The following is a 21,413-nucleotide window of genomic DNA, read 5'->3' as shown; positions in this document are numbered from 1 at the left end:
GCTTGGCCAAGGGCTCTGGCCGTGGCTTTTGACCAAGGGCTCTGGCCAGGGCCCGTGTGAGAGGGCTCAGGCTTCGGCGTGGGCCGTGCTCGCGTGCAGCTTGAGCGCGAAGTCGGTATTGGCCAGGTAGTCGGCCTCGCGTTCCAGGTCGGTGCACAAGAGGCCTGGCTCGTCGCCGCCCTGGTAGTGCAGATGCAGGACCTCGCCGTCCACCTCGAGCCGCGGCGTCGCCGGCGGCTGCTCCGGGCGCGAATGGTTGAGGATCACCGCCAGTCGAAGCAGGCGTGCCAGGCGCTGGCTGTCACGCTGTTCGGCCTTCGGCAACAGCTGCCATTCCTTGCTCGGGAACTTGCGTCGGTGGGCGCGGACCAGGAAGGCCAGCAGGCGCTGTTCCGGGCGCGAGAAGCCGGCCAGATCCGAGTGCTCGAGCAGATAGGCGCCGTGGCGATGGAACTGACTGTGCGAGATCGACTGGCCGATCTCGTGCACCCAGGCGGCCCACTCCAGATAGCGGCCACGTTCCTCATCGAGCCCCCAGTCGTCGGCGACCTGGGCGAACAGCGCCTTGGCCGAGGCGGCCACATTGTCGGCCTGGCGAACGTCGACGGCGTTGTAGCGGGCCAGGGTCTCCAGGCTCTTTAGACGCGAGTCCTCGGGACTGTTGCGGCCAGCCATGTCGTAGAGCACCCCTTCACGCAGGGCGCCGTCGGCGTAGCGCATTTCGCTGAGGTCGAAGGCCTCGAAGATCGCGCACAGAATCGCGACACCGGCGGGAAAGACCCGGGCACGATCGGCCTTGAGCCCGTCCATGGAGACCTTGTCGAGCTGCTTGGTCTTGATCAAGCGCTTTCTCAACTTGGCCAGACCGTCGCGAGTGATCACTCCTTCCGGCGCGTCGCCTGCCGCGTGCATCACCGCCGCCGCCGCCTTGATGGTGCCGCTGGAGCCCACCGGGTCATCCCAGCCCAGACGCTGGTAGGGTCTGCGGATATTAGCCAGTTCCGACAACGCCGCGAGTTCGGCGTTGCGCATGCGCTTCTCGCTGATATCGCCGTCGCCGAAGAAGCGTCGGGTAAAGGTCACGCAGCCCATGGAGAGGCTTTCCAGCGCCTTGGGTTCGAACTGTTCGCCGATGATGAACTCGGTGGAACCGCCGCCGATATCGACGATCAGCCGGCGCCCGTTCTCGGCCAGGGCGTGGGCCGCGCCGAGGTAGATCAGGCGTGCCTCCTCGCGCCCGGCGATGATCTCGATGCGCGTGCCGAGCATGGCCTCGGCGCGGTCGATCAACTCCTGGCTATTGTGGGCATCGCGCAGGGCGTTGGTGCCCACCACCCGCATACGCGAGGCGGGGATGCCCTCGAGAAAGGGCGCAAAGCGAGCCAGGCAGTCCAGCGCCCGCGTCATGGCGTCCTCGTTGAGGTAGCCGTCGTCGTCCAGGCCCGCCGCCAGCTGGACCTTTTCGCCCAGCCGCGCCACCACCTGCAGCCGGTCATCCTGATAGTTGGCCACCAGCAGGTGAAAGCTGTTGGAGCCCAGATCGATGGCGGCCAGGCGGGCGGGGTCCTTGGTGGCGTCGTGGGGCGACTCGCGCAGGGTGCTGAGCGTATCCGAGGGTTGATTCATGGCGGGTCCTTCACTGGAGATGGATCAAGGTTGCGTTTCGCCCCGGGGGATGTCAATGATCCGGGTCCGCCACGGGGCTTGCGTTCCCCTTCCGGCTTGTCTAGTATCGGGTCATTCGCCTGTTTCGAATGTGTTTTCCCGGTCGCGCCGCCGCCGCGACGTGACCATCCCAAGTCGTCAGACAGCCCGCACGACGTCAGCTCCGCTCCCGGCCAAGGCCCCGGCCCAAGCCCGCGAGACGCTGGCAACGGCGAATGAACCTGCTCCCTCGTCCAGACGCTGGCGTGGATCTCCCCTCCGGAGAATCCAGTCAATGGCCCTATTATCTTTACCTGGCCTCGCACGAGCAGCCTCGGGCTCTGAACGCACTCAATCGGCGTGTCTTTTCGCCCCTCGGCGCCTTGCCGCCCGGCTTCCACGAGTAATTTCTGAACTCTGATGAATCTGACCGAACTCAAGCAAAAGCCCGTGCCGGAGCTTCTCGATATCGCCCGCGAGATGGGTATCGACAACCTGGCCCGGTCCCGCAAGCAGGACATCATCTTTGCCATCCTGAAGAAGCACGCCAAGAGCGGCGAAGACATCTTCGGCGATGGCGTGCTGGAGATCCTTCAGGACGGTTTCGGATTCCTGCGCAGCGCCGACAGCTCCTACCTGGCCGGCCCCGACGATATCTATGTGTCGCCGTCCCAGATCCGGCGCTTCAACCTGCGCAAGGGCGACACCATCTCCGGCAAGATTCGCCCGCCGAAAGAAGGCGAGCGCTACTTCGCGCTGTTGAAGGTCAGCCAGATCAACCTGGACCGGCCGGAGAACGCCAAGCACAAGATCCTGTTCGAGAACCTCACGCCGCTGTTTCCGCAGGACCGTCTGCGCATGGAGATCGGCAATGGTTCCACCGAGGATCTGACCGCGCGCATCATCGACCTGACCGCACCCATCGGCAAGGGCCAGCGTGGCCTGATCGTGTCGCCGCCCAAGGCGGGCAAGACGCTGATGTTGCAGAACATCGCCACCTCGATCACGCGTAACAACCCCGAGTGCCAGTTGATCGTGCTGCTGATCGACGAGCGCCCCGAGGAGGTCACCGAGATGTCGCGCACCGTGCGCGGCGAAGTGGTCGCCTCGACCTTCGACGAGCCGCCGGCGCGTCACGTCCAGGTGGCCGAGATGGTGATCGAGAAGGCCAAGCGTCTGGTCGAGCACAAGAAGGACGTGGTCATCCTGCTCGATTCCATCACCCGTCTGGCGCGCGCCTACAACACCGTGGTGCCGTCCTCCGGCAAGGTGCTGACCGGTGGTGTCGACGCCCATGCCCTGGAAAAGCCCAAGCGCTTCTTCGGTGCCGCGCGTAACATCGAGGAAGGCGGCAGCCTGACCATCATCGCCACGGCCCTGGTGGACACCGGCTCCAAGATGGACGAGGTGATCTTCGAGGAGTTCAAGGGCACCGGCAACATGGAAGCCCACCTGGATCGCCGTCTGGCCGAGCGTCGCGTCTATCCCGCGCTCAACATCCGCCGCAGCGGCACCCGTCGTGAGGACCTGATCGCCTCCGACGAGGAGATGCAGCGCATGTGGATCCTGCGCAAGCTGCTAAACCCGATGGACGATACCGCGGCCACCGAGTTCCTGATCGACCGACTCAAGGACACCAAGACCAACCTCGAATTCTTCGAGGCGATGAAGCGCCGCTAGCGTTGGCCAACGCCGCGCCTGGGCGGTCGCCAGACGCAAGGTCCAGGTGACCGAGGTCAAGACGAGGGGCAGCATGCTATGCTGCCCCTTTTGTGTTCAGGGGAGCGAGGCAATCGCATGAAATATGGTGACTTGCGTGACTTTATCGCGGGTCTCGAGGCCGCCGGCGAACTCAAGCGGGTGACCGCTGAGGTGGACCCCTATCTCGAGATCACCGAGATCTGCGATCGCACCCTGCGCGCCGGTGGCCCGGCGTTGTTGTTCGAGAACGTCAAGGGCAGCGAAATGCCGCTGCTCGGCAACCTGTTTGGCACCCCCAAGCGCGTCGCCATGGGCATGGGCCAGGAGTCTGTCGAGGCGCTGCGCGAGGTCGGTGAGCTGCTGGCCTTTCTCAAGGAGCCGGAACCGCCCAAGGGCTTTCGCGATGCCTGGGAAAAGCTGCCGATCTTCAAGCAGGTCATGAGCATGGGTCCCAAGACCGTGCGCTCGGCACCGGTCCAGCAGCGAGTCTTCGAGGGCGATGAGGTGGACCTGGATCGACTGCCGATCCAGCACTGCTGGCCCGGTGACGCCGCCCCCCTGGTGACCTGGCCGCTGGTGATCACCAAGGGCCCGCACAAGAGTCGTCAGAATCTCGGTATCTATCGCCAGCAGAAGCTCGGCAAGAACCGGCTGATCATGCGCTGGCTGTCCCATCGTGGCGGCGCGCTGGACTTCCAGGAATTCCAGCAGGCGCACCCCGGTGAGCCCTTCCCTGTAGCGGTGGCGCTGGGCGCCGACCCGGCGACCATTCTGGGGGCGGTGACCCCAGTGCCTGACTCGCTGTCCGAGTACGCCTTCGCCGGCCTGCTGCGTGGCTCGCGCACCGAACTGGTCAACTGCGGTCACGCCGACCTTCAGGTGCCGGCGTCTGCCGAGATCATCCTCGAGGGCTTTCTGTACCCCGATGATACCGCGCCGGAAGGTCCCTACGGCGACCATACCGGCTACTACAACGAGGTGGAGACCTTTCCGGTGTTCACCGTGACGCGCATGACCATGCGCAAGGACGCCATCTACCACTCCACCTACACCGGACGTCCACCGGACGAGCCTGCGATCCTCGGGCTCGCCTTGAACGAGGTGTTCGTGCCGATCCTGCGCCGCCAGTTCCCTGAGATCGTCGACTTCTATCTGCCCCCGGAAGGCTGCTCCTACCGCATGGCGGTCGTGACCATGAAAAAGCAGTACCCGGGCCACGCCAAGCGGGTAATGATGGGGGTATGGAGCTTCCTGCGTCAGTTCATGTACACCAAGTTCGTGGTCGTGCTGGATGATGACGTCGACGCTCGCCAGTGGGAGGACGTGATCTGGGCCATCACCACCCGCATGGACCCGGCCCGCGACACCGTGATGGTCGAGAACACCCCGATCGACTACCTCGATTTCGCCTCTCCGGTGGCTGGGCTCGGCTCCAAGATGGGCCTGGACGCCACCAGCAAGTGGCCGGGTGAAACGGACAGGGAGTGGGGCGTGGCGATTGCCATGGACGACAGCATCAAGTCCCGGGTCAGCGAGCGCTGGGACGAATTCGACATTCCTCTCCCCGACAGCAACAAGAGGTCGACATGACGGCAAGGACCCTGACCTGCCAGGTCATCGAGGTCGAGGACCTCACCCCTGACGTGTTTCGCGTGATTCTGGAAGGACGCGCCGAGGCCATGGCCCATGCCCCGGGCCAGTACCTGGAAATGTGCCTGGACGATGACTGCTGGGTGCCCTTTTCCATCGCCAGCCGCCATCGTGACGATGGGCGACTCGAGCTGCATATTCAGCACTGGCCCGAACGCTCCAACTCGGCCCAGCTCAGGGCCATGCTGGTCGAGGCCCAGCACCTGACCGTGCGTCTGCCGGGGGGCGACTGCGTGCTGGATGGTGAAAGCGATCGTCCGCTGACGCTGATCGCCGCCGGTACCGGCTTCGCCCAGATGAAGGCGATCGTCGAGGCGGCGCTCCACGCCAACCCCGAGCGCTCCATCAGCCTGTGGTGGGCGGCCAAGGAACGCCGTGATCTGTACGCCGAGAGCCTGGCCCGGCAGTGGGTCGCCGAGTCCGATAAGGTCAGCTTCCACGCGGTCTGCGAGGAAGGCTTCGAGCAAGGCTTCGCCGACGAGCGGGTGCACGCCCATCATGGCCGTATCGACGCCGCACTCGCCGCCGAGCTTGGCGATGTGTCGGGCCACGACGTCTATCTGTCGGGCTCGCCCGGCATGGTCTATGCCTGTGTCGACGTGCTCGCCTCGCTGGGGCTGGACCCGTCACGGGTGTTCTCGGACGTCTTCGCCTACGCGCCACGCGACCCTCTGGTGCCGGTGGTCGGTAGCCTGGTCGGGGAAAAGCAGTCATGAGCGCGTCGCCGATCCTGATTACCGGTGGCGCCCAGCGTCTGGGGCGTCACTGCGCCGAGCGCCTGGTACAGGACGGCCAGCCGGTGATCATCAGCTATCGCCGCGAGCGCCCGGAGCTCGAGGCCATGCGCGAGCGCGGCATCGTCACCCTCCAGGCGGACTTCTCCAGCGAAGACGGTATCCTCGACTTCCTGGAGCGGCTCAAGGACGAGACAGACGCCTTGCGTGCCATCGTCCACAACGCCAGCGACTGGGCACCGGACAGCGATGGCGAGGATGCCGGGGCCGCCTTCGAGCGGCTGTTCCGTATCCATATGCTGGCGCCTTACCTGATCAACCTCCACGCCAAGCCCTTGCTCGACGCCTGCAGCGAGCCCCAGCGGGACATCGTCCACATGACCGACTATGTGGTGCAGAAGGGCTCGCGCAAGCACGCCGCCTACGCCGCCACCAAGGCCGGGCTCGACAATCTGACGCTGTCCTTCGCCGCGCGTTATGCCCCAGAGATCCAGGTCAACGCCATTGCACCCGCGCTGATCATGCTCAATCAGGGCGATGACGAGGACTATGCCGCCAAGGCCAGGGCCAAGTCGGCGATGGACATGGTGCCGGGGCCAGGGGTCATCTACCAGAGCCTGCGCTACCTGCTCGACAACCGCTATGTGACCGGGACGACCCTGGCCGTGGACGGTGGCCGCCACCTGCGCTGAATCGCCGGCGGACTCGCCTGACCCGAGGAATCCCCCTAGACTCTGGATGACCCTGACAACAACATCACAAGGAGGCGACCCATGGCCCATCACGACGACGACCTGCATGGTGACAGCTCTCACGACGGCTTTCATGACGAAAGCGGATTCCTGACGATCTTTCTCGGCCTGGTAGTGATGGTCGGCATGACCTGTCTGCCGGCGACCATCGGCTGGGTGCAACTGGCGACAGGCTAGCCAGGGGCGTCAGCAGACCATGGTCGACGGCACGGCGCTTTTCCTGCCCGTGCACAGGGGTTGCCATTTGCTCCGGCGCGGGGCAGGATGAAGCAAGATTCGAGGAGACACCGATGACCGATCACGCAAACCCGACCCGACCCCGACCCGATGGCAGCGACAGCGCCCTCGTCGGTGCTGTCTTGGGTTCGGATTGTGTGCATGCGGACGCGGTGTCCTTTTATTGGCCCAGCTTTTCCTGGTATTGGTTTGATACCGGGGCGCTGGTGCGCGAGGCCTGATCCAAGTATCTGGCACTCGCGAGGCGCTCCCCCCTAGGGCCGCCTCCCAGAACCCCCGGACGGCTGCCCGTCCGGGGGTTCCTTGTTTGTGTGGCCAGACGTTTTCACTCAGTAGCACTCACCTGCGAAAGGCAGGCAACCGGAGCAATGACATGACCGCATATCGACTCTTCGCCAGCACCATTTCCCATGGCTATGCCTATGGCGATAGCTGGCGATTTATCGACGCGCGGTCGGCCCAACTGGCCACCTCCGACCGTGAGCGCCTCGGTGGTCGACGCACCCAACGATGTACGACCACACGGAGCTGATACCATGACCGCCAGCCTTTCGCTTGCCACCGCCGACCTCAACGCTGCCGCGACGCAAGAGACCGCCCCCCAGATGACCCTGCCGACCCCGCAGGCGCTCAAGCGCCAGTGCCCACTTGGGACGACCCTGAGCGATCGCGTCGACGCTCAGCGTCAGCAGATCCGTGACATTCTCGAGGGTCGTGACGATCGCCTGCTGGCGGTGGTCGGGCCCTGTTCGATCCATGACCCCAGGTCGGCGCTTGAATACGCCCGGCGCCTGGCCTCCCTGGCTGACAGCATCCGTGATCGAGTGCTGGTGGTGATGCGGGTGTACGTCGAGAAGCCCCGCACCACCGTGGGCTGGAAGGGCCTGGCCTATGACCCGGACCTGGATGGCAAGGGCGACATGGCGCGTGGGCTCGAGCTGTCACGCCAGCTGATGCGCGAGATCGTCGAGCTGGGCCTGCCGGTGGCCACCGAGATCCTGCAGCCGATGATAGCTCCTTACCTTGAGGACCTGCTGGCCTGGGTCGCGATCGGCGCACGCACCACTGAATCCCAGCTGCATCGCGAGATGGCCAGTGGCATCGGCGCGGTGGTCGGCTTCAAGAACGCCACCAGCGGCGACGTCCAGGTGGCACTCGACGCCATGCGCTCGGCCGCCCACCCCCACCAGCACTTCGCGGTGGGCGAGCAGGGGCAGCCGGTCATGCGCGAGACTACCGGCAACCCCTACACCCATGTGGTGCTGCGGGGCGGCCACGGTGAGCCCAACTACGGGGTCGATGCGGTCGCCGCCGCCAGGAAGGCGCTGATCGGCACCGGCCTGCCGCCGCGGCTGATGGTGGACTGCAGCCACGCCAACGCACGCAAGGACCATCGCCGTCAGAGCGAAGTCCTGCTCGAGGTGCTGGCCCAGCGCCTGGCCGGTGACACCTCGCTGATCGGGGTGATGCTCGAAAGCCACCTGAACGAGGGTAAACAACCCTTGGAGCCCGGCAAGCTGCGCTACGGTGTCTCGGTCACCGACGCCTGCATCGGCTGGGAGACCACCGAACACCTGTTGAGCCTGGCTGCCGAGCGTCTTGCCCAGCAGGGTTGAGCCCGACGATGCGAACGAACCAGACCAGAGGCCCTTTCGGGCCTCTGGTCGTTTTTGTCCGGCGTAACTGGCTCGCGCCGCGGGTGGGGGACGTGACTCAGCGGCAGAAGGGCCATACCTGATAGAAGCTGTCGCAGCGGAATTCCGCCTCGCAGGCTGCCAGTTGGCTGCGGTAGCGGGAAGCATTGTGGGAGGCCACCTGACTCAGCGGCAGAAGGGCCATACCTGATAGAAGCTGTCGCAGCGGAATTCCGCCTCGCAGGCCGCCAGTTGGCTGCGATAACGGGAAGCGGTGCTGGCCACCTCCCGCGCCGCGCGTTGCACCGCCGGCTTGGCGCGATAGCTGCCGCGCTGATAGCCGCCCTGGCCTTCGTGGTAGGCCAGGTACAGGTGCTCGGGGTTGGACAGTGACACCCCCGTCATGCGCCGCGTGCGGGCGTTGTACCAGCCGATGAAGTCGGTGGCGTCGTCCATGTCGGTGCGACTGGCGAACAGCCCGCCGGCGGCGTCATCGTATTCGCCCCATACCGGATCCTGGGCCTGGGCATAGCCGTAGGCCGAGGACGGGCGCGTCCACGGAATGAAGCCCAGTAGTTTGGTACGTGGCGGCCTGACGTGGCTGCGAAACGACGACTCGCGCTTGATGAAGGCCATCTGGGTCCAGGGGGGCGTGCCCCACTTTTCATAGGAGGCCTGGGTGGCGTCGTACCAGTCAGGCTGCTGGCGAAAGATCTCGCACAGATTGTCCTGATGGCTCGGCGGCGCCGGGGCGAAGGCGGCGCAGCCGCTGAGAGTAACAAGCGCCGCGGCAAGCACCGTAGTGAGTAGAGCAGACCGCATCCCTGGCATGGCCCGTTTCACAACATTTTCCCGTTTTAGTGATATCGCCCCCAGTATGCCCTCCCGTGCAGTGTCGGGTCATCCTCACATGTCCCACCGGCTGCTTCGGGTCATCGGAGAGGGGGCGATGGGGCGAACGCCTTCGATGTCCGATGACGTCTGAGTTCGATCATCCAGCGCCACGCTCAAGGCCAGGACGGTCATTTCTTGCGGGAAGGCAAACGGGTTGCATCAAGGTGCCTGTTGTTCGCCTATGGTAGCGGTTGCCGCTGAAAACGCCTGTTGAAGCCAAACCACCACCTTGTCGAGGATGGCATTGTCGGACATTGTTTGGCTCCTGATCAGGTGGTAGTGCAGTCCCGGTAGAAACGGGCCGAATGGCACCTCCAGCACACCACGAGCGATCTCATCCTGCACCAGGGTCAAGCCCAGCAGGGCCACGCCCTGACCGGAGATAGCGGCCTGGATCGCGTGACTTTCTTCGGAGAAGGCGAGTCGAGGCCCCAGCACGGCAGGGGTAGACCCCAACGCCTGACACCACTGAGCCCAGCCGGGCAGGCCAAGGTTCGGACAGTACCAGTCGAAATCGATATGACGAACACCCCTGAGGTCGTCGACGCCAGCCAGCTGGAGTTGCGGGCTGGCGACCAGGGCAATGCGATCGGTCGCCAGGGTCACCACCTCATGGTCCGGATAGGGGCCCATACCGTAACGAATCGCCAGGCGGGTTCCATGCGTCAGATCAAGCACGCTCTCGCTGGCATGGATATTCAAGGCGATATCGGGATTCGTCGAATGAAAGTCGGTCAGTCGAGGAAGCAGCCACTGGCTGGCGAAGGCCGGAGTGCAGGAGAGGGTGACGCTGGCGGGTGTCGTTCGCTTGAGCAGACTTTCCAATGCCTCGGCGAAGGCGTCAAAGCCCTGGCGTAGCACGGGAGAAAGCTCCGTTGCCGCGTCGGTCGGGATCACCTGGCGGGTGCGACGCTCGAATAGCGCTACGCCGAGCCAGCTTTCCAGTTCACGTACCTGGTGGCTGATCGCGGCGGGCGTTACCGCCAGCTCTTCAGCCGCCCCCTTGAAACTACGGTGACGTGCTGCCGCCTCAAAGGCACGCAACTGCGAGAGTGGTAGTCGGCGTCGTTGCATCGCATCCCTATGGACAAAAAATTTTTGTGTATCTGCAAAGAATAGATCGTTTGTCGGCCCGAATCGATTGGAAGATTCTGTCGTTCGTGCACCACCAAGCATGAGCGGTACTAATCCCAAAGGAGAATCTTCATGGCTACACTGTTGCACCTTGATGCCAGCGCACGCTCCGGACTTTCCGGTAGTCAACCCCACGGATCGCATTCGAGACGCCTCAGCGCCCACTTCGTCACACAGTGGCAACGGGCACGTCCTGACGACAGGGTCGTCTATCGCGATGTCGGCCAGCAGCCGCCTCGTCCTGTCACCGGTGATTGGATTCATGCCGCCTTCACCAAGCCGGAAGCGCGGGATAGGTGGATGCACGAGGTTCTCGCGGAGAGTGATTCCCTGGTCGACGAACTGCTCGAGGCGGATCTGATCATTGCTGGCGTACCGATGTACAACTTCGGCGTTCCGGCCGGATTCAAGGCTTATATCGACAATATCGTGCGAGTCGGGCGGACTTTCGGCTTTGATCGCTCCCGCCCAGGCTTGCCCTATTGGCCGATGCTGAGCGCCATGGGCAAGCGCTTGGTAGTGCTTGGTGCCCGGGGTGACTATGGCTACGAGCCTGGTGAGCGAATGGAGCACACCAACCACGTCGAACCACACTTGCGTACCGTTTTCGCCTATCTCGGCATAGAGGAGTTGCACAGCATCGCCGTGGAGTATGACGAGTTTGCCGACGAGCGGCTGCAGCAGTCTCTGATTCAGGCGGAGCAACGCGTTGAGGCGTTGGTCGACAGGCTGGCGGCCAGTCTGGACGTTCCTCGCGTTGTTTCCGATCCAGTCTCGGGGTGAGCGCACCTCCGTGACCGCTTCTACGATCGTCCCCTGCTGGGTACCAGATGCTCGGCAACAGATGTGATTCCCTGTCCAGCAAACGTCTGTATTGCAGAGCTTGAAATAAGAATAGTCTCGCGGGATGAGAAATTTGCGCGTCTCGCCGTCAGAGGGCCGATGTGGTGAGAGGGAGTGTCTGATTTCCAACAATGTATTCTTCATGATAAGTCGGAAAAATCAGTGAGCGAGGTGGATGATGGGTGGTTATATAAGTAGAGATAGGGAGCCTGATCTGGCGGCTTCTTTCGGTGCGCTGGAAGAAAAACAGTTGTCAGTGAGCCAACCGCTTGCGCGCAATGGTGTTCTGCAGCCAGGAAAGGTCTATTTCATTCCCGCGAGGTGTGGCGCTGCCGTTGTACTGGAAAAAGGGCAGATGCTTACGCTGATTAACGTAAGTGGATTGCAGGTCTGCGATATGTGGGCTTTCAATACGAGTGATCCAGACGAATTTCTATCCATGGAACATACTCGAACCCATCTTGGGCGCTTGGTGCCGGTTGTCGGTGACAGTATGGTTTCCAATAGAAGAAACGAGATGCTGGAACTAGTGGAAGATACTTCGCCTGGGGTGCATGACACATTGATTGCCGCCTGCGATATCAATCGCTATAGACAGCTTGGCGTAAGCGAATACCATGACAACTGTGTTGATAATCTTCGAATGGCATTGCTTGCCATCGGCAAGGAGGTTTCGCATGTTCCATCACCATTCAATGTGTGGATGAATGTTCCACTTGATGGTGATGGCTCACTGACATTTGTGCCACCCGTGGCCAAAAGAGACGACAGGATCGTGTTCAAGGCAATGATGACCTGTTACGTAGTCATGTCATGCTGTCCCCAGGATATTACGGCGGTCAACGGAGTTGGTAGCCAAACGGAAAGTATAGGAGTCATGCTCGGAGATTGAAGAAACACGGGATAGATGGCGATGCACTGCAACTCCGCCGCCGGCGCTAAAGGTTCTCATTCCGTCGAAGGTAAACTCCAGCCTTTGCGCTCCGGCGGCATCCGGCTCGTCATCGCTCACGATATGACTTCAGCATTCCCTCTCGTCGCTTCAAACGCCTCTACACGTTTTTTGGGCCAGTGGCAGCGAAGTTTAGCGATAGCGATCACGCTGCCTCTACGCGGGCTCGGGCTTCTTCTCCCTAGGCTGACCCTCACCTCCGATGTCCGAGGGCACCAGTGGCAGGTCCTCGGGCAGGTGGCGGGCACAGAAGTCCAGGCAGTCGAGGCCGTTGACGGCCTGGGGGGCCAGTGGACAATTCCATGGCGACTCGCGCAGCACTTCCGGAAGATGGTCGCTCAGGTCCTCCATGTCCTGACTCTTGGGCCAGCACAGCCAGCGCTCCCGTTCAGGGGTCTCGGGGTGGCGCCACTTCAGCATCCAGTCGTCGCCCCAGGGCAGTACGCCCAGGGTGTCGGGTTCGGGCGGCGGCAGACCCTGGAAGGCGCTGGCCCACCAGCGGGGCGAGAGGTGATGGCGTCCCAGGCGTCGGCTGCACTGGGCCAGCAGGGTACGCTGCACCACCATGACATCCAGGGCGCTGTCATCACGATAGAGCACATGGAGCGCGAGAGTGTGCGGTATTACGCAAAGCTCCCGCTCAACCAGTTCATCCAGTGACTCCCTGCTGTCGACCTCCTCGGCCAGGGCGCCGTCCAGCGTTACCAGGGTGACCGATTGTGGCGGTATGACGAGACAACAGGGAAGTGCCTGGTCGAGGCACGAAAGCGATTGGACATTGGCGGCGCTGCCCCGGTCGAGGCTCTGTTGATCGACACAGTGGACCCAGTACCAACGAGGCTCGGGATCTTCGTCGGCTGAAGGGGCGCGTTGGGGCATAAGAAGTATGCGCTGATGTCGGTGTCCCAGATTCCACATGGTTCTGGTCCTGTCGATAGCGATTGTTGGTGCACTGTGTCGACGAGCGAAGCCATTTTCTTTCACCAACTGTTACTCTTTTTACAATAGCGCTACTTCCTGTGCTCTGCGTCAACCTCGTCTATCGTCATACGAGTGTCATCTGGACTACCTAGTGTTGTCGGCGGACCGCCGTCGCCCCTGTGATCGACTTTCCCCTCCGATACCCGAGGCCGGCAACAGTGACTGGCACCGACAGCCCACGCCTTGACGGCGAACAGAGGGCTGCAAGAAGAGGACTGCGCAATGAGCAAGGAAATTGAAGATCATCGTCTGTTGAACCCCAGCCGTAATGAACCCTTCTCCTCGGTGCTCGACCGTCGTCTTTCCCGGCGAGCGGTGATGAAGGGTGGCATGGGCATGGCGGCCATGACCATGCTGGGAAGCTTTGGTCTCTCGGCCTTCGCCAACGAGCCGTCGTCAGGGATGGCCAAGACGCCGCTGGCGCTGGCCTTCGAGTCGATTGCCGGTTCGCGCAGCGACGCCGTGGTGGTGCCGCCGGGCTATACCGCCCAGGTGCTGGTGCCCTGGGGTACGCCGCTTGACGACAGCGCGCCCGAATGGAGCGAGGATCTGACGATGACGCCCCAGGCCCAGGCGGCCAGCGTCGGCATGCATCACGACGGCATGCATCCTTTCGCGCTGGATGAGAGCACGGCTTCCGAGCGCTTCCTGCTGGTGATGAACAACGAATACATCGACGAGAACGCGCTGTGGGCGCCCCAGGGCGGCCCTACTAACATGACCGAAGGCAAGCGTCCGGCGGACGAGGTGCGCACCGAGATCAACGCCCACGGGGTGACCGTGGTCGAGGTGAAGAAGGACGCCGATGGTCGCTGGAGCCACGTCAAGGGTTCCGCCCATAACCGTCGCTACACCAGCGCCACCCCGATGCACCTGTCAGGGCCGGTGGCGGGCAGCGACTACGTCAAGACCCGGTATTCCCCGGGCGGCACCCAGGCTCGCGGCACCAACAACAACTGTGCCCATGGCTACACGCCCTGGGGTACCTACCTCACCTGCGAGGAGAACTGGCCGGCCTACTTCGTCAAGAACGAAGGCCGTACCCTGGACGATGACCGTCTTGGCATCGCCAGTGGTCGCGGACGCTACGGCTGGGAGACCGCCGCGGGTGATGACAGCGAACGCGACGACGAATTTACCCGTCTGATCGGCGACCCCGTCGCCGACGACGCCAGCGGTGACTACCGCAACGAGCCGCGTCAGTTCGGCTATATCGTCGAGATCGACCCCTATACCGGCAGGCAGGCGATCAAGCGCACGGCGCTGGGCCGCTTCCGCCACGAGGGCTGCTGGCCGGGCAAGCTGGTAGCAGGCGAGCCGGTGGTGTTCTACTCCGGTCACGACTCGCGCAACGAGTACATCTACAAGTTTGTCTCCGAGGCGGCCTGGGACCCGGCGGATGCCATCGCTCCCGGCGCCGAGGCCGATCGCCTGGCGATCGGTGACAAGTACATGGACAGCGGCACCCTTTACGTCGCTCGCTTCAACGCCGATGGCAGCGGCGAGTGGCTGCCGCTGACGCCGGACGCTTCCACCCAGGATGGCCGTACCCTGGCCGAGGCGCTGGAACTCGACGCCGATGACCTGGCCGGGGTGATCATCCACACCTGTGACGCCGCCGACCTGATGGGTGCCACGCCGATGGATCGCCCTGAGTGGGGCGCGGTGGACCCGTCCACCGGCGAGGTCTACATGACCCTGACCAACAACTCGAAGCGTACCGAAGACGGCACCGAGGCGACCCTGACCGGCGACGGCGACAACATCACCGCGCTGGGCAACGGCTACGCCACGGCACCGGTCAATGCGGCCAACCCGCGGGCGAACAACGAGACCGGTCAGATCATCCGCTGGCGTGAGGGCAGCGATGCCACCGCCTTCGACTGGGAGGTATTCGTGTTCGGTGCCGCGGCCAGTGACCAGAACAACCTGTCCGGGCTGACCGCCGACAACGAATTCGCCAGTCCCGATGGGCTCTACTTCGATGAGCGCGGCGACGGCCAGGGCATCCTGTGGATCCAGACCGACAACGGCTACGAGGGCGTCACCGAGAGCACCAATGACCAGGTGCTGGCGGTCGTGCCGGCGGAGCTCGAGCGTGCCGATGGTGCCGCCGCAGTGATCTCCGGGGCCAACCAGGACAAGCTCAAGCGCTTCTGCGTGGGCCCCAACGGCTGCGAGGTCACTGGCATCTTCCCCACGCCGGACAAGACCGCGCTGTTTATCAATATCCAGCATCCGGGCAACTGGCCGGCCAGTGACGACGCGACCCAGGCGTCTGATGCCAGCGTGCGACCGCGCGCCGCCACGGTGGTGATCCAGCGCGAAGACGGCGGCCAGATCGGCGTCTAGAACGTGTCCGAAAGGTGTCGGCTTGCGTCGGCCTTTCGGGCAACCTCCAGGGGCGTTGTCGACGTCTGACGTCTTGCGCCGCCCCAGCACCCCGGCTCCCTTTTCAGGGAGCCGGGGTGTTTTTTCTAGGGTCTGGGTGTCCAGGGCTGGATGATCGGCAGCCTGAAGCGGGAGGCGGTTGGTCCGGGAACCGCTTGGGTCGGCCAAGGCGCAGGTCGAGCGGCAACCGGCAGCCGTCAGGACACATGACGACAACATGAAAAAGCCCCTCGCCAGCGTCGCTGGCGAGGGGCCTGGGTGGTGTTATCGACGCGCCGATGGCGCGTCAATGCGGGGCGTTATTCAAGCGCGAGCGGCGTAGGCGTACAGCAGCGTTTCCTGGGCGGAGATCGGTGCGGCCTCGCCCGGGTCCTGCTTGATGTAGGTGCCGTCGGCCTGCAGCAGCCAGCTCTGGCAGTTGTCGACCAGGTAGGTCTCGAGGTCCTTGCGCACCCGGGCGGCGAGCTTCTTGTCGAGCAGCGGGAAGCAGGTCTCGACCCGATGGAACATGTTGCGCGCCATGAAGTCCGCGCTGGAGCCCCATATCTCGGGCTTGCCGTCGTTGTGGAAGTGGAACACCCGGGTGTGTTCGAGGAAGCGACCGATCACCGAGCGCACCCGGATATTCTCGGAGATGCCGGGCAGGCCAGGGCGCAGGCAGCACATGCCGCGGATGATCAGGTCGCACTCGACGCCGGCCTGGGAGGCGCGGTAGAGCGCCTGGATCAGCTTGGGTTCGGTCAGCGAGTTGCACTTGACGATGATATGGGCGCGCTTGCCCTTGCGCGCGTAGCTTGCCTCCCGCTCGATCATTTCCACGACCCGTTCGTGCAGGGTGAAGGGGGCGTGCAGCAGCTTCTCGATCTGGCGGGTGCGGCCCATGCCGGACAGTTGCTGGAACACCTTGTGCACGTCGGCGCACAGCACAGGGTCCGCGGTGAGCAGGCTGTAGTCGGTGTAGAGCTTGGCCGTCTTGGAGTGATAGTTGCCGGTGCCGAGGTGAGCGTAGTGGCGCAGCGCGCCCTTCTCGCGACGCACGATGTGCATCATCTTGGCGTGGGTCTTGTAGGCCATCACCCCGTAGATGACGATGGCGCCGGCCTCCTGCAGGCGTGACGCCAGCGCCAGGTTGTCGGCTTCGTCGAAGCGGGCGCGCAGTTCGATGACCACCGTCACTTCCTTGCCGTGGCCGGCGGCTTCGACCAGGGCGTTGACGATGGGTGAGTCGGCACCGGTGCGATAAAGCGTCTGCTTGATCGCCAGCACGTCGGGGTCGCGGGCGGCCTCGCGCAGCAGGTCCTCCACCGGGGTGAACGACTGGAAGGGGTGGTGCAGCAGGATGTCGCCTTCCTGCATCGACTGCATGATGGAGTTGGGTTGCTTGACCTGCTTGGGCACGCCGGGGGTAAAGGAGCGGTACATCAGATCGGGCCGGTCGGCGTCACCCAGTACCGACATCATGCGGGTCAGGTTGACCGGGCCATTGACCCGATAGAGGTCACTGGCTTCGAGCTGGAACTGCTTGATCAGGAAGTCGGAGAGCTCCTCGGGGCAGTTGTCGGCCACCTCCAGGCGCACGCCGCTGCCGTAACGCCGGGCCAGCAACTCGCCGCGCAGGGCCGAGGCCAGGTCCGAGACTTCTTCGGGATCGACCGTCATGTCGGCGTTGCGGGTCAGACGGAACTGGTAGCAGCCCTTGACCTTCATCCCCGGGAACACCTCGTCGGCGTGGGCGTGGATCATCGACGACAGGAACAGGTACTCGGTGAAGCCTTCCTCGCACAGCTCTTCCGGCAGCGCGATGACCCGGGGCAGCGAACGTGGCGCCGGCAGGATGGCGAGGCCGCCCTCGCGGCCGAAGGCATCCTTGCCCTCGAGCTCGACGATGAAGTTGAGGCTCTTGTTGACCAGCCGCGGGAAGGGGTGCGAGGGGTCCAGCCCGATGGGACTGACCACCGGGATGATCTCGGTGGAGAAGTAATCATGGACCCACTTGCGCTGCTGCTTGGTCCAGTCTCCACGCCGACGGAAGCGGATGTTGTGGGCTTCCATGGCAGGGATCAGCTGCTCGTTGAGGATGCGGTACTGACGCTCGACGTGCTCGTGGGCGATCTTCGAGATCTCGTCGAGCACCGAACGCGGGCTGCGGCCGTCGGCACCGGTGGTGTCGTCGCCCAGGGCCAGCTGGCTCTTCAGTCCGGCCACCCGGATCTCGAAGAACTCGTCCATGTTGGAGGAAAAGATCAACAGGAACATCAGGCGGTTGAGCAGCGGGTGCGCCTGGTCCAGCGCCTGTTCCAGCACCCGGATGTTGAACTGCAGATGCGACAGCTCGCGATTGAAGTAGAGGCTCGGGTCGGTGAGGTCGGCCTCAGGGTCCGGCATTGCCTTGGGCTTGATGCCGGTGCGCGTCTGGTTAAGGCGCGGCACCGGGGTATCGGCCTGGGGCGCGTCGCTCATCGAGACGTCGGACTTGCCCAGGGTCGCATGTTCAATCGTGGCGTTGTCGCTCTGCGCGTCTTCCATGGTGGTTCCTCATCGGGGCTCGGGAAGGGCGCCGCTCCCTCCCCTGATCAGCGGGCCAATAGCCTGGCCGCGCGTTTGGCAAAGTAGGTCAGCACGCCGTCGGCGCCGGCACGCTTGAAGCACATCAGCGACTCGAGGATGACAGTGTCAGCGTCCAGCCAGCCGTTGTCGAAGGCGGCCATGTGCATGGCGTATTCACCGCTCACCTGGTAGGCGTAGGTGGGCACGCGCAGCTCGTCCTTGACCCGGCGGACCACGTCCAGGTAGGGCATGCCGGGCTTGACCATCACCATGTCGGCACCTTCGGTGATGTCCATGGCGACCTCGTGGAGGGCCTCGTCGCTGTTGGCCGGGTCCATCTGGTAGGTCGACTTGTCGGCCTTGCCCAGGTTGGCCGCCGAGCCCACCGCATCGCGGAAGGGGCCGTAGTAGCGCGAGGCGTACTTGGCGCTGTAGGCCATGATGCGGGTGTTGGGCAGGCCTTCACGCTCGAGCAGTTCACGGATGGCACCGATACGCCCGTCCATCATGTCGGAAGGGGCGACCACGTCGGCCCCGGCCTCGGCATGGGACAGCGCCTGCTTGATCAGGGTCTCGACGGTGCGGTCATTGGCCACATAGCCGTCTTCATCGAGGATGCCGTCCTGACCGTGGCTGGTGTAGGGGTCCAGGGCGACATCGGTGATCACGCCGAGCTCGGGCAGGGCGGCCTTGAGCTCGCGCACGCTGCGCTGGACCAGGCCGCTGGCGCTGTAGGCTTCTTCCGCCAGCTCGCTCTTCTTGTCGGCGTCGACCACCGGAAACAGCGCAATGGCGGGAATGCCCAGCTCGACGGCCTCGCGGGCCTCTTCGATCAACAGGTCCAGCGACAGGCGCTCGACCCCGGGCATGGACGGTACAGCCTCGCGGCGGCCTTCGCCCTCGAGCACGAAGACTGGCCAGATCAGATCGTCGGCACTCAGCTGGTTCTCGCGCATCAGGCGGCGGGAGAAGTCGTCCTTGCGCATGCGGCGAGGACGGCTGGCGGGGTAAAGACGAGGGGTAATGGCACTCAAGACGGCACTCCACGGAAGCAAGGATTCGGCGCCACGCGCTAGTCTGGTGGCACTTCATGACAAAAGCATGACATTGATTGAGTATATTCCTCCTCTCCCGTTCGCCGAAAGTCGCGTCTTGTCGCACCCGTGGCGACTCTCTAGAGTAGTGGCAGTCTTGGCCGCGTCCGGCCCCGTTCGCGACGCGCTATAAAGGAGAATGACATGAGTAAACAGGTAGCGATCGTCTTGTCGGGCTGCGGCGTACAGGATGGTTCCGAGATCTACGAGACCACCCTGACCCTGCTGCGCCTGGACCAGCTGGGCATCGCCTATCGCTGTTTTGCCCCGGATATCGCTCACCAGGAGGTGATCGACCACCACAGCGGGGAGGCCGTCGAGGAGACGCGCAATGTGCTGGTCGAGTCCGCCCGCCTGGCCCGGGGCGAGATTTCGCCGCTGGACGAACTGTCGGCATCGGACTTCGATGCCCTGATCCTGCCCGGTGGCTTCGGGGCGGCCAAGAATCTTTCGAACTACGCCACGGCCAAGTCCGAGATGGAGGTCCACGAGGACCTGGCCGAGCTGTTGATCGAGTTTCACGATGCGCGCAAGCCGATCGGCCTGATGTGCATCGCACCGGTGCTGGTGCCCAAGGTGCTGGGGCCGGGCATCGCCGTCACCATCGGTACCGACCCCGAGGTGTGTGGCTGCATCAGCGCCATGGGCGGCCTGCATCGCAGCTGTGCGGTGGACGATATCGTGGTGGACTTCGAGCATCGCCTGGTGACCACCCCCGCCTATATGCTGGCCACCCGCATCAGCGAGGCGGCGCTGGGCATCAACAAGCTGGTGGATCGCATCGACGAGATGATGGACGTCAACACCTGAGCGCCGTCTCAGCGGGGCCATGCCCCGCTGAGACGCCAGACGATGGCGGATCATTGTCGCCAAGCGCCTTGAACACCACCGGTGCGAGAGCGGTAAAAAAGCAAAGCCCGAGGCCAATGCCTCGGGCTTTGTGCATTCTGCTGACGGGGGCTCTGCCGGTGTGGCGATCACGCCTCGTCCGGCGCTTCCTCGTCATCGCTGCTCCGCCTCTTGACCAGCCGGCCGAACAGCAGCCCGACCTCGTAGAGCAGGTACATGGGTACCGCCAGCAGGCTCTGGCTGACCACGTCCGGCGGGGTCATCAGCATGCCGATGACGAAACAGCCGAGGATGACGTAGGGGCGCTTGGCGCTCAGGCTCTTGACGCTGGCGGCGCCGGTGAGGATGAGCAGGAAGGTGGCAATCGGGATCTCGAAGGCGATACCGAAGGCGAAGAACAGCTTCAGCACGAAGTTGAGATACTGGTTGATATCGGTCATCACCTGCACGTTCTCCGGCCCGGTCTGGGTGAAGAAGGCGAACAGCAGGGGAAAGACCACGTAGTAGGCGAAGGCCGCGCCGAGATAGAACAGCAGGACGCTCGAGGCCAGAAGCGGCAGTGCCAGGGCCTTTTCCTTGTCGTACAGCCCTGGCGCCACGAAGGCCCAGGCCTGGTGCAGGACGAAGGGAATGGCCACGAACACCGCCACTACCAGGGTCAACTTGAACGGGGCCAGGAAGGGCGACGCCACCTCGGTGGCGATCATCTGGGAGCCTTCCGGCAGCAGCTCCATCAGGGGGTCTGCGACAAACTGGTAGATGTCGTTGGAAAAGGCGTAGAGCGCCAGGAAGATCACCAGGATGGCGATCACGGCGCGCATCAGCCGCGAGCGCAGCTCCACCAGGTGTTCGATCAGTGGGGCGTGGCCCTGACTTGACGGCGGAGTGTCACCGGTATCGCTCATCGGGTGGCGGAGTCCTTGTGCTCGGAAGAGGCGGTGTCATCGCTGGGAGCGGGGGAGAGCGTGGAAGCCGAAGCGCTGGACGACGAGGCGCGTGCGGCGCTGTCGACGGCGTCGTCCAGCCGCTGGCCGGCCGAGGCAGACTGGGCGCCGGTGGAATCCGCCTGCCCGCCGTTGCCCTTGTTCGGGGTGTCGGCGATGGATTCCACGCTGCGCCTGGCTTGTTCGGCGCTGCGCTTGGCCTGGTTGACGCTGTCGTCCAGCTTGCGTTCCTGCTCCTTGAGCTTCTGGCGCAGTTCCTCGGCCTCGAGCTGGGCGCTGATCTCGCGTTGCATGCCGGCCACCGAACGCTTGATGCGTCCGATCCACAGGCCGGCGGTACGCGCGGCCTTGGGCAGGCGCTCGGGACCCAGCACCAGCAGTCCCACCACCCCGATGATCAGCAGTTCCAGAAAGCCGATATCGAACATGTGG

General features: G+C 63.9%; 19 protein-coding genes. 11 read left to right on the top strand and 8 right to left on the bottom strand.

All coding sequences use genetic code 11. The features are described 5' to 3' along the window. Positions 1-66 precede the first annotated feature (66 nt). Positions 67-1,626, bottom strand: a complete 1,560-nt coding sequence (ppx, locus tag NFH98_RS16845) for an exopolyphosphatase (protein WP_108132290.1) — start codon at positions 1,624-1,626, stop codon at positions 67-69. Between the two features lie 438 nt (positions 1,627-2,064). Between ppx and rho the strand changes: the two genes are divergently transcribed. The 7 genes from rho to NFH98_RS16810 all read left to right on the top strand — a co-directional run bounded on the left by rho (position 2,065) and on the right by NFH98_RS16810 (position 8,334). Next, complete coding sequence (gene rho / locus NFH98_RS16840) at positions 2,065-3,324, top strand: transcription termination factor Rho (RefSeq protein WP_045991171.1); 1,260 nt, start codon at positions 2,065-2,067, stop codon at positions 3,322-3,324. Positions 3,325-3,441: 117 nt separating this feature from the next. Continuing rightward, entirely contained in the window at positions 3,442-4,935 is a 1,494-nt protein-coding gene (ubiD, locus tag NFH98_RS16835; RefSeq protein WP_349622969.1) for a 4-hydroxy-3-polyprenylbenzoate decarboxylase, read from the top strand. Further along, positions 4,932-5,711: an NAD(P)H-flavin reductase gene (locus NFH98_RS16830; protein WP_108132291.1), complete on the top strand. Its 780-nt coding sequence runs from the start codon at positions 4,932-4,934 to the stop codon at positions 5,709-5,711. Before ubiD ends, NFH98_RS16830 begins: the two co-directional genes overlap by 4 nt. Beyond that, entirely contained in the window at positions 5,708-6,421 is a 714-nt protein-coding gene (gene folM, locus NFH98_RS16825; protein ID WP_124803466.1) for a dihydromonapterin reductase, read from the top strand. The genes NFH98_RS16830 and folM overlap by 4 nt, the downstream gene beginning before the upstream one ends. An 81-nt stretch (positions 6,422-6,502) precedes the next feature. After that, positions 6,503-6,658 (top strand): hypothetical protein, encoded by a 156-nt coding sequence (locus NFH98_RS16820; RefSeq protein ID WP_181248593.1) that lies wholly within the window; start codon positions 6,503-6,505, stop codon positions 6,656-6,658. A gap of 113 nt (positions 6,659-6,771) precedes the next feature. After that, a complete protein-coding gene (locus tag NFH98_RS16815; RefSeq protein ID WP_156088602.1) occupies positions 6,772-6,939 on the top strand; it encodes a hypothetical protein in 168 nt (55 codons plus the stop codon). 315 nt (positions 6,940-7,254) lie between these two features. Next, positions 7,255-8,334: a 3-deoxy-7-phosphoheptulonate synthase gene (locus NFH98_RS16810; protein WP_045991167.1), complete on the top strand. Its 1,080-nt coding sequence runs from the start codon at positions 7,255-7,257 to the stop codon at positions 8,332-8,334. 204 nt (positions 8,335-8,538) lie between these two features. On the opposite strand, the gene NFH98_RS16805 is transcribed toward NFH98_RS16810, so the two are convergent. Together NFH98_RS16805 and NFH98_RS16800 are read right to left on the bottom strand one after the other, a co-directional pair. Continuing rightward, positions 8,539-9,174, bottom strand: coding sequence for a transglycosylase SLT domain-containing protein (locus NFH98_RS16805; RefSeq protein ID WP_108132294.1), 636 nt, complete (start codon positions 9,172-9,174; stop codon positions 8,539-8,541). A gap of 231 nt (positions 9,175-9,405) precedes the next feature. Next, on the bottom strand, positions 9,406-10,422 hold the full coding sequence (locus tag NFH98_RS16800) for a LysR substrate-binding domain-containing protein (RefSeq protein ID WP_349622968.1): 1,017 nt from the start codon (positions 10,420-10,422) through the stop codon (positions 9,406-9,408). 30 nt (positions 10,423-10,452) lie between these two features. On the opposite strand from NFH98_RS16800, the gene NFH98_RS16795 reads away from it, so the two are divergent. Then, a complete protein-coding gene (locus tag NFH98_RS16795) occupies positions 10,453-11,163 on the top strand; it encodes an FMN-dependent NADH-azoreductase (RefSeq protein WP_349622967.1) in 711 nt (236 codons plus the stop codon). A 235-nt stretch (positions 11,164-11,398) separates the two neighbouring features. Beyond that, complete coding sequence (locus tag NFH98_RS16790) at positions 11,399-12,115, top strand: DUF1989 domain-containing protein (RefSeq protein WP_204248908.1); 717 nt, start codon at positions 11,399-11,401, stop codon at positions 12,113-12,115. 216 nt (positions 12,116-12,331) lie between these two features. Here the strand turns inward: NFH98_RS16790 and NFH98_RS16785 are convergent, their stop codons facing one another. Continuing rightward, complete coding sequence (locus NFH98_RS16785; RefSeq protein WP_124803462.1) at positions 12,332-13,093, bottom strand: hypothetical protein; 762 nt, start codon at positions 13,091-13,093, stop codon at positions 12,332-12,334. A gap of 285 nt (positions 13,094-13,378) precedes the next feature. Between NFH98_RS16785 and NFH98_RS16780 the strand changes: the two genes are divergently transcribed. Beyond that, the gene (locus NFH98_RS16780) at positions 13,379-15,508 is read left to right on the top strand and encodes a PhoX family protein (RefSeq protein ID WP_349622966.1); all 2,130 of its coding nucleotides are present in this window, start codon (positions 13,379-13,381) and stop codon (positions 15,506-15,508) included. Between the two features lie 342 nt (positions 15,509-15,850). Here the strand turns inward: NFH98_RS16780 and ppk1 are convergent, their stop codons facing one another. Together ppk1 and hemB are read right to left on the bottom strand one after the other, a co-directional pair. Further along, entirely contained in the window at positions 15,851-18,073 is a 2,223-nt protein-coding gene (gene ppk1, locus NFH98_RS16775; protein WP_181248595.1) for a polyphosphate kinase 1, read from the bottom strand. A 47-nt stretch (positions 18,074-18,120) separates the two neighbouring features. Further along, the gene (hemB, locus tag NFH98_RS16770) at positions 18,121-19,128 is read right to left on the bottom strand and encodes a porphobilinogen synthase (protein WP_108132299.1); all 1,008 of its coding nucleotides are present in this window, start codon (positions 19,126-19,128) and stop codon (positions 18,121-18,123) included. 204 nt (positions 19,129-19,332) lie between these two features. On the opposite strand from hemB, the gene elbB reads away from it, so the two are divergent. Beyond that, entirely contained in the window at positions 19,333-19,998 is a 666-nt protein-coding gene (gene elbB, locus NFH98_RS16765) for an isoprenoid biosynthesis glyoxalase ElbB (protein WP_045991160.1), read from the top strand. Positions 19,999-20,165: 167 nt separating this feature from the next. On the opposite strand, the gene tatC is transcribed toward elbB, so the two are convergent. Beyond that, complete coding sequence (tatC, locus tag NFH98_RS16760) at positions 20,166-20,942, bottom strand: twin-arginine translocase subunit TatC (RefSeq protein WP_045991159.1); 777 nt, start codon at positions 20,940-20,942, stop codon at positions 20,166-20,168. After that, entirely contained in the window at positions 20,939-21,409 is a 471-nt protein-coding gene (tatB, locus tag NFH98_RS16755) for a Sec-independent protein translocase protein TatB (protein WP_349622965.1), read from the bottom strand. Before tatB ends, tatC begins: the two co-directional genes overlap by 4 nt. Between the last annotated feature and the right edge of the window lie 4 nt (positions 21,410-21,413).

Source organism: Halomonas sp. H33-56, from assembly GCF_040147035.1.
Lineage (GTDB): Bacteria > Pseudomonadota > Gammaproteobacteria > Pseudomonadales > Halomonadaceae > Halomonas > Halomonas litopenaei.
This window is presented reverse-complemented; position numbering and strand designations above follow the sequence as displayed.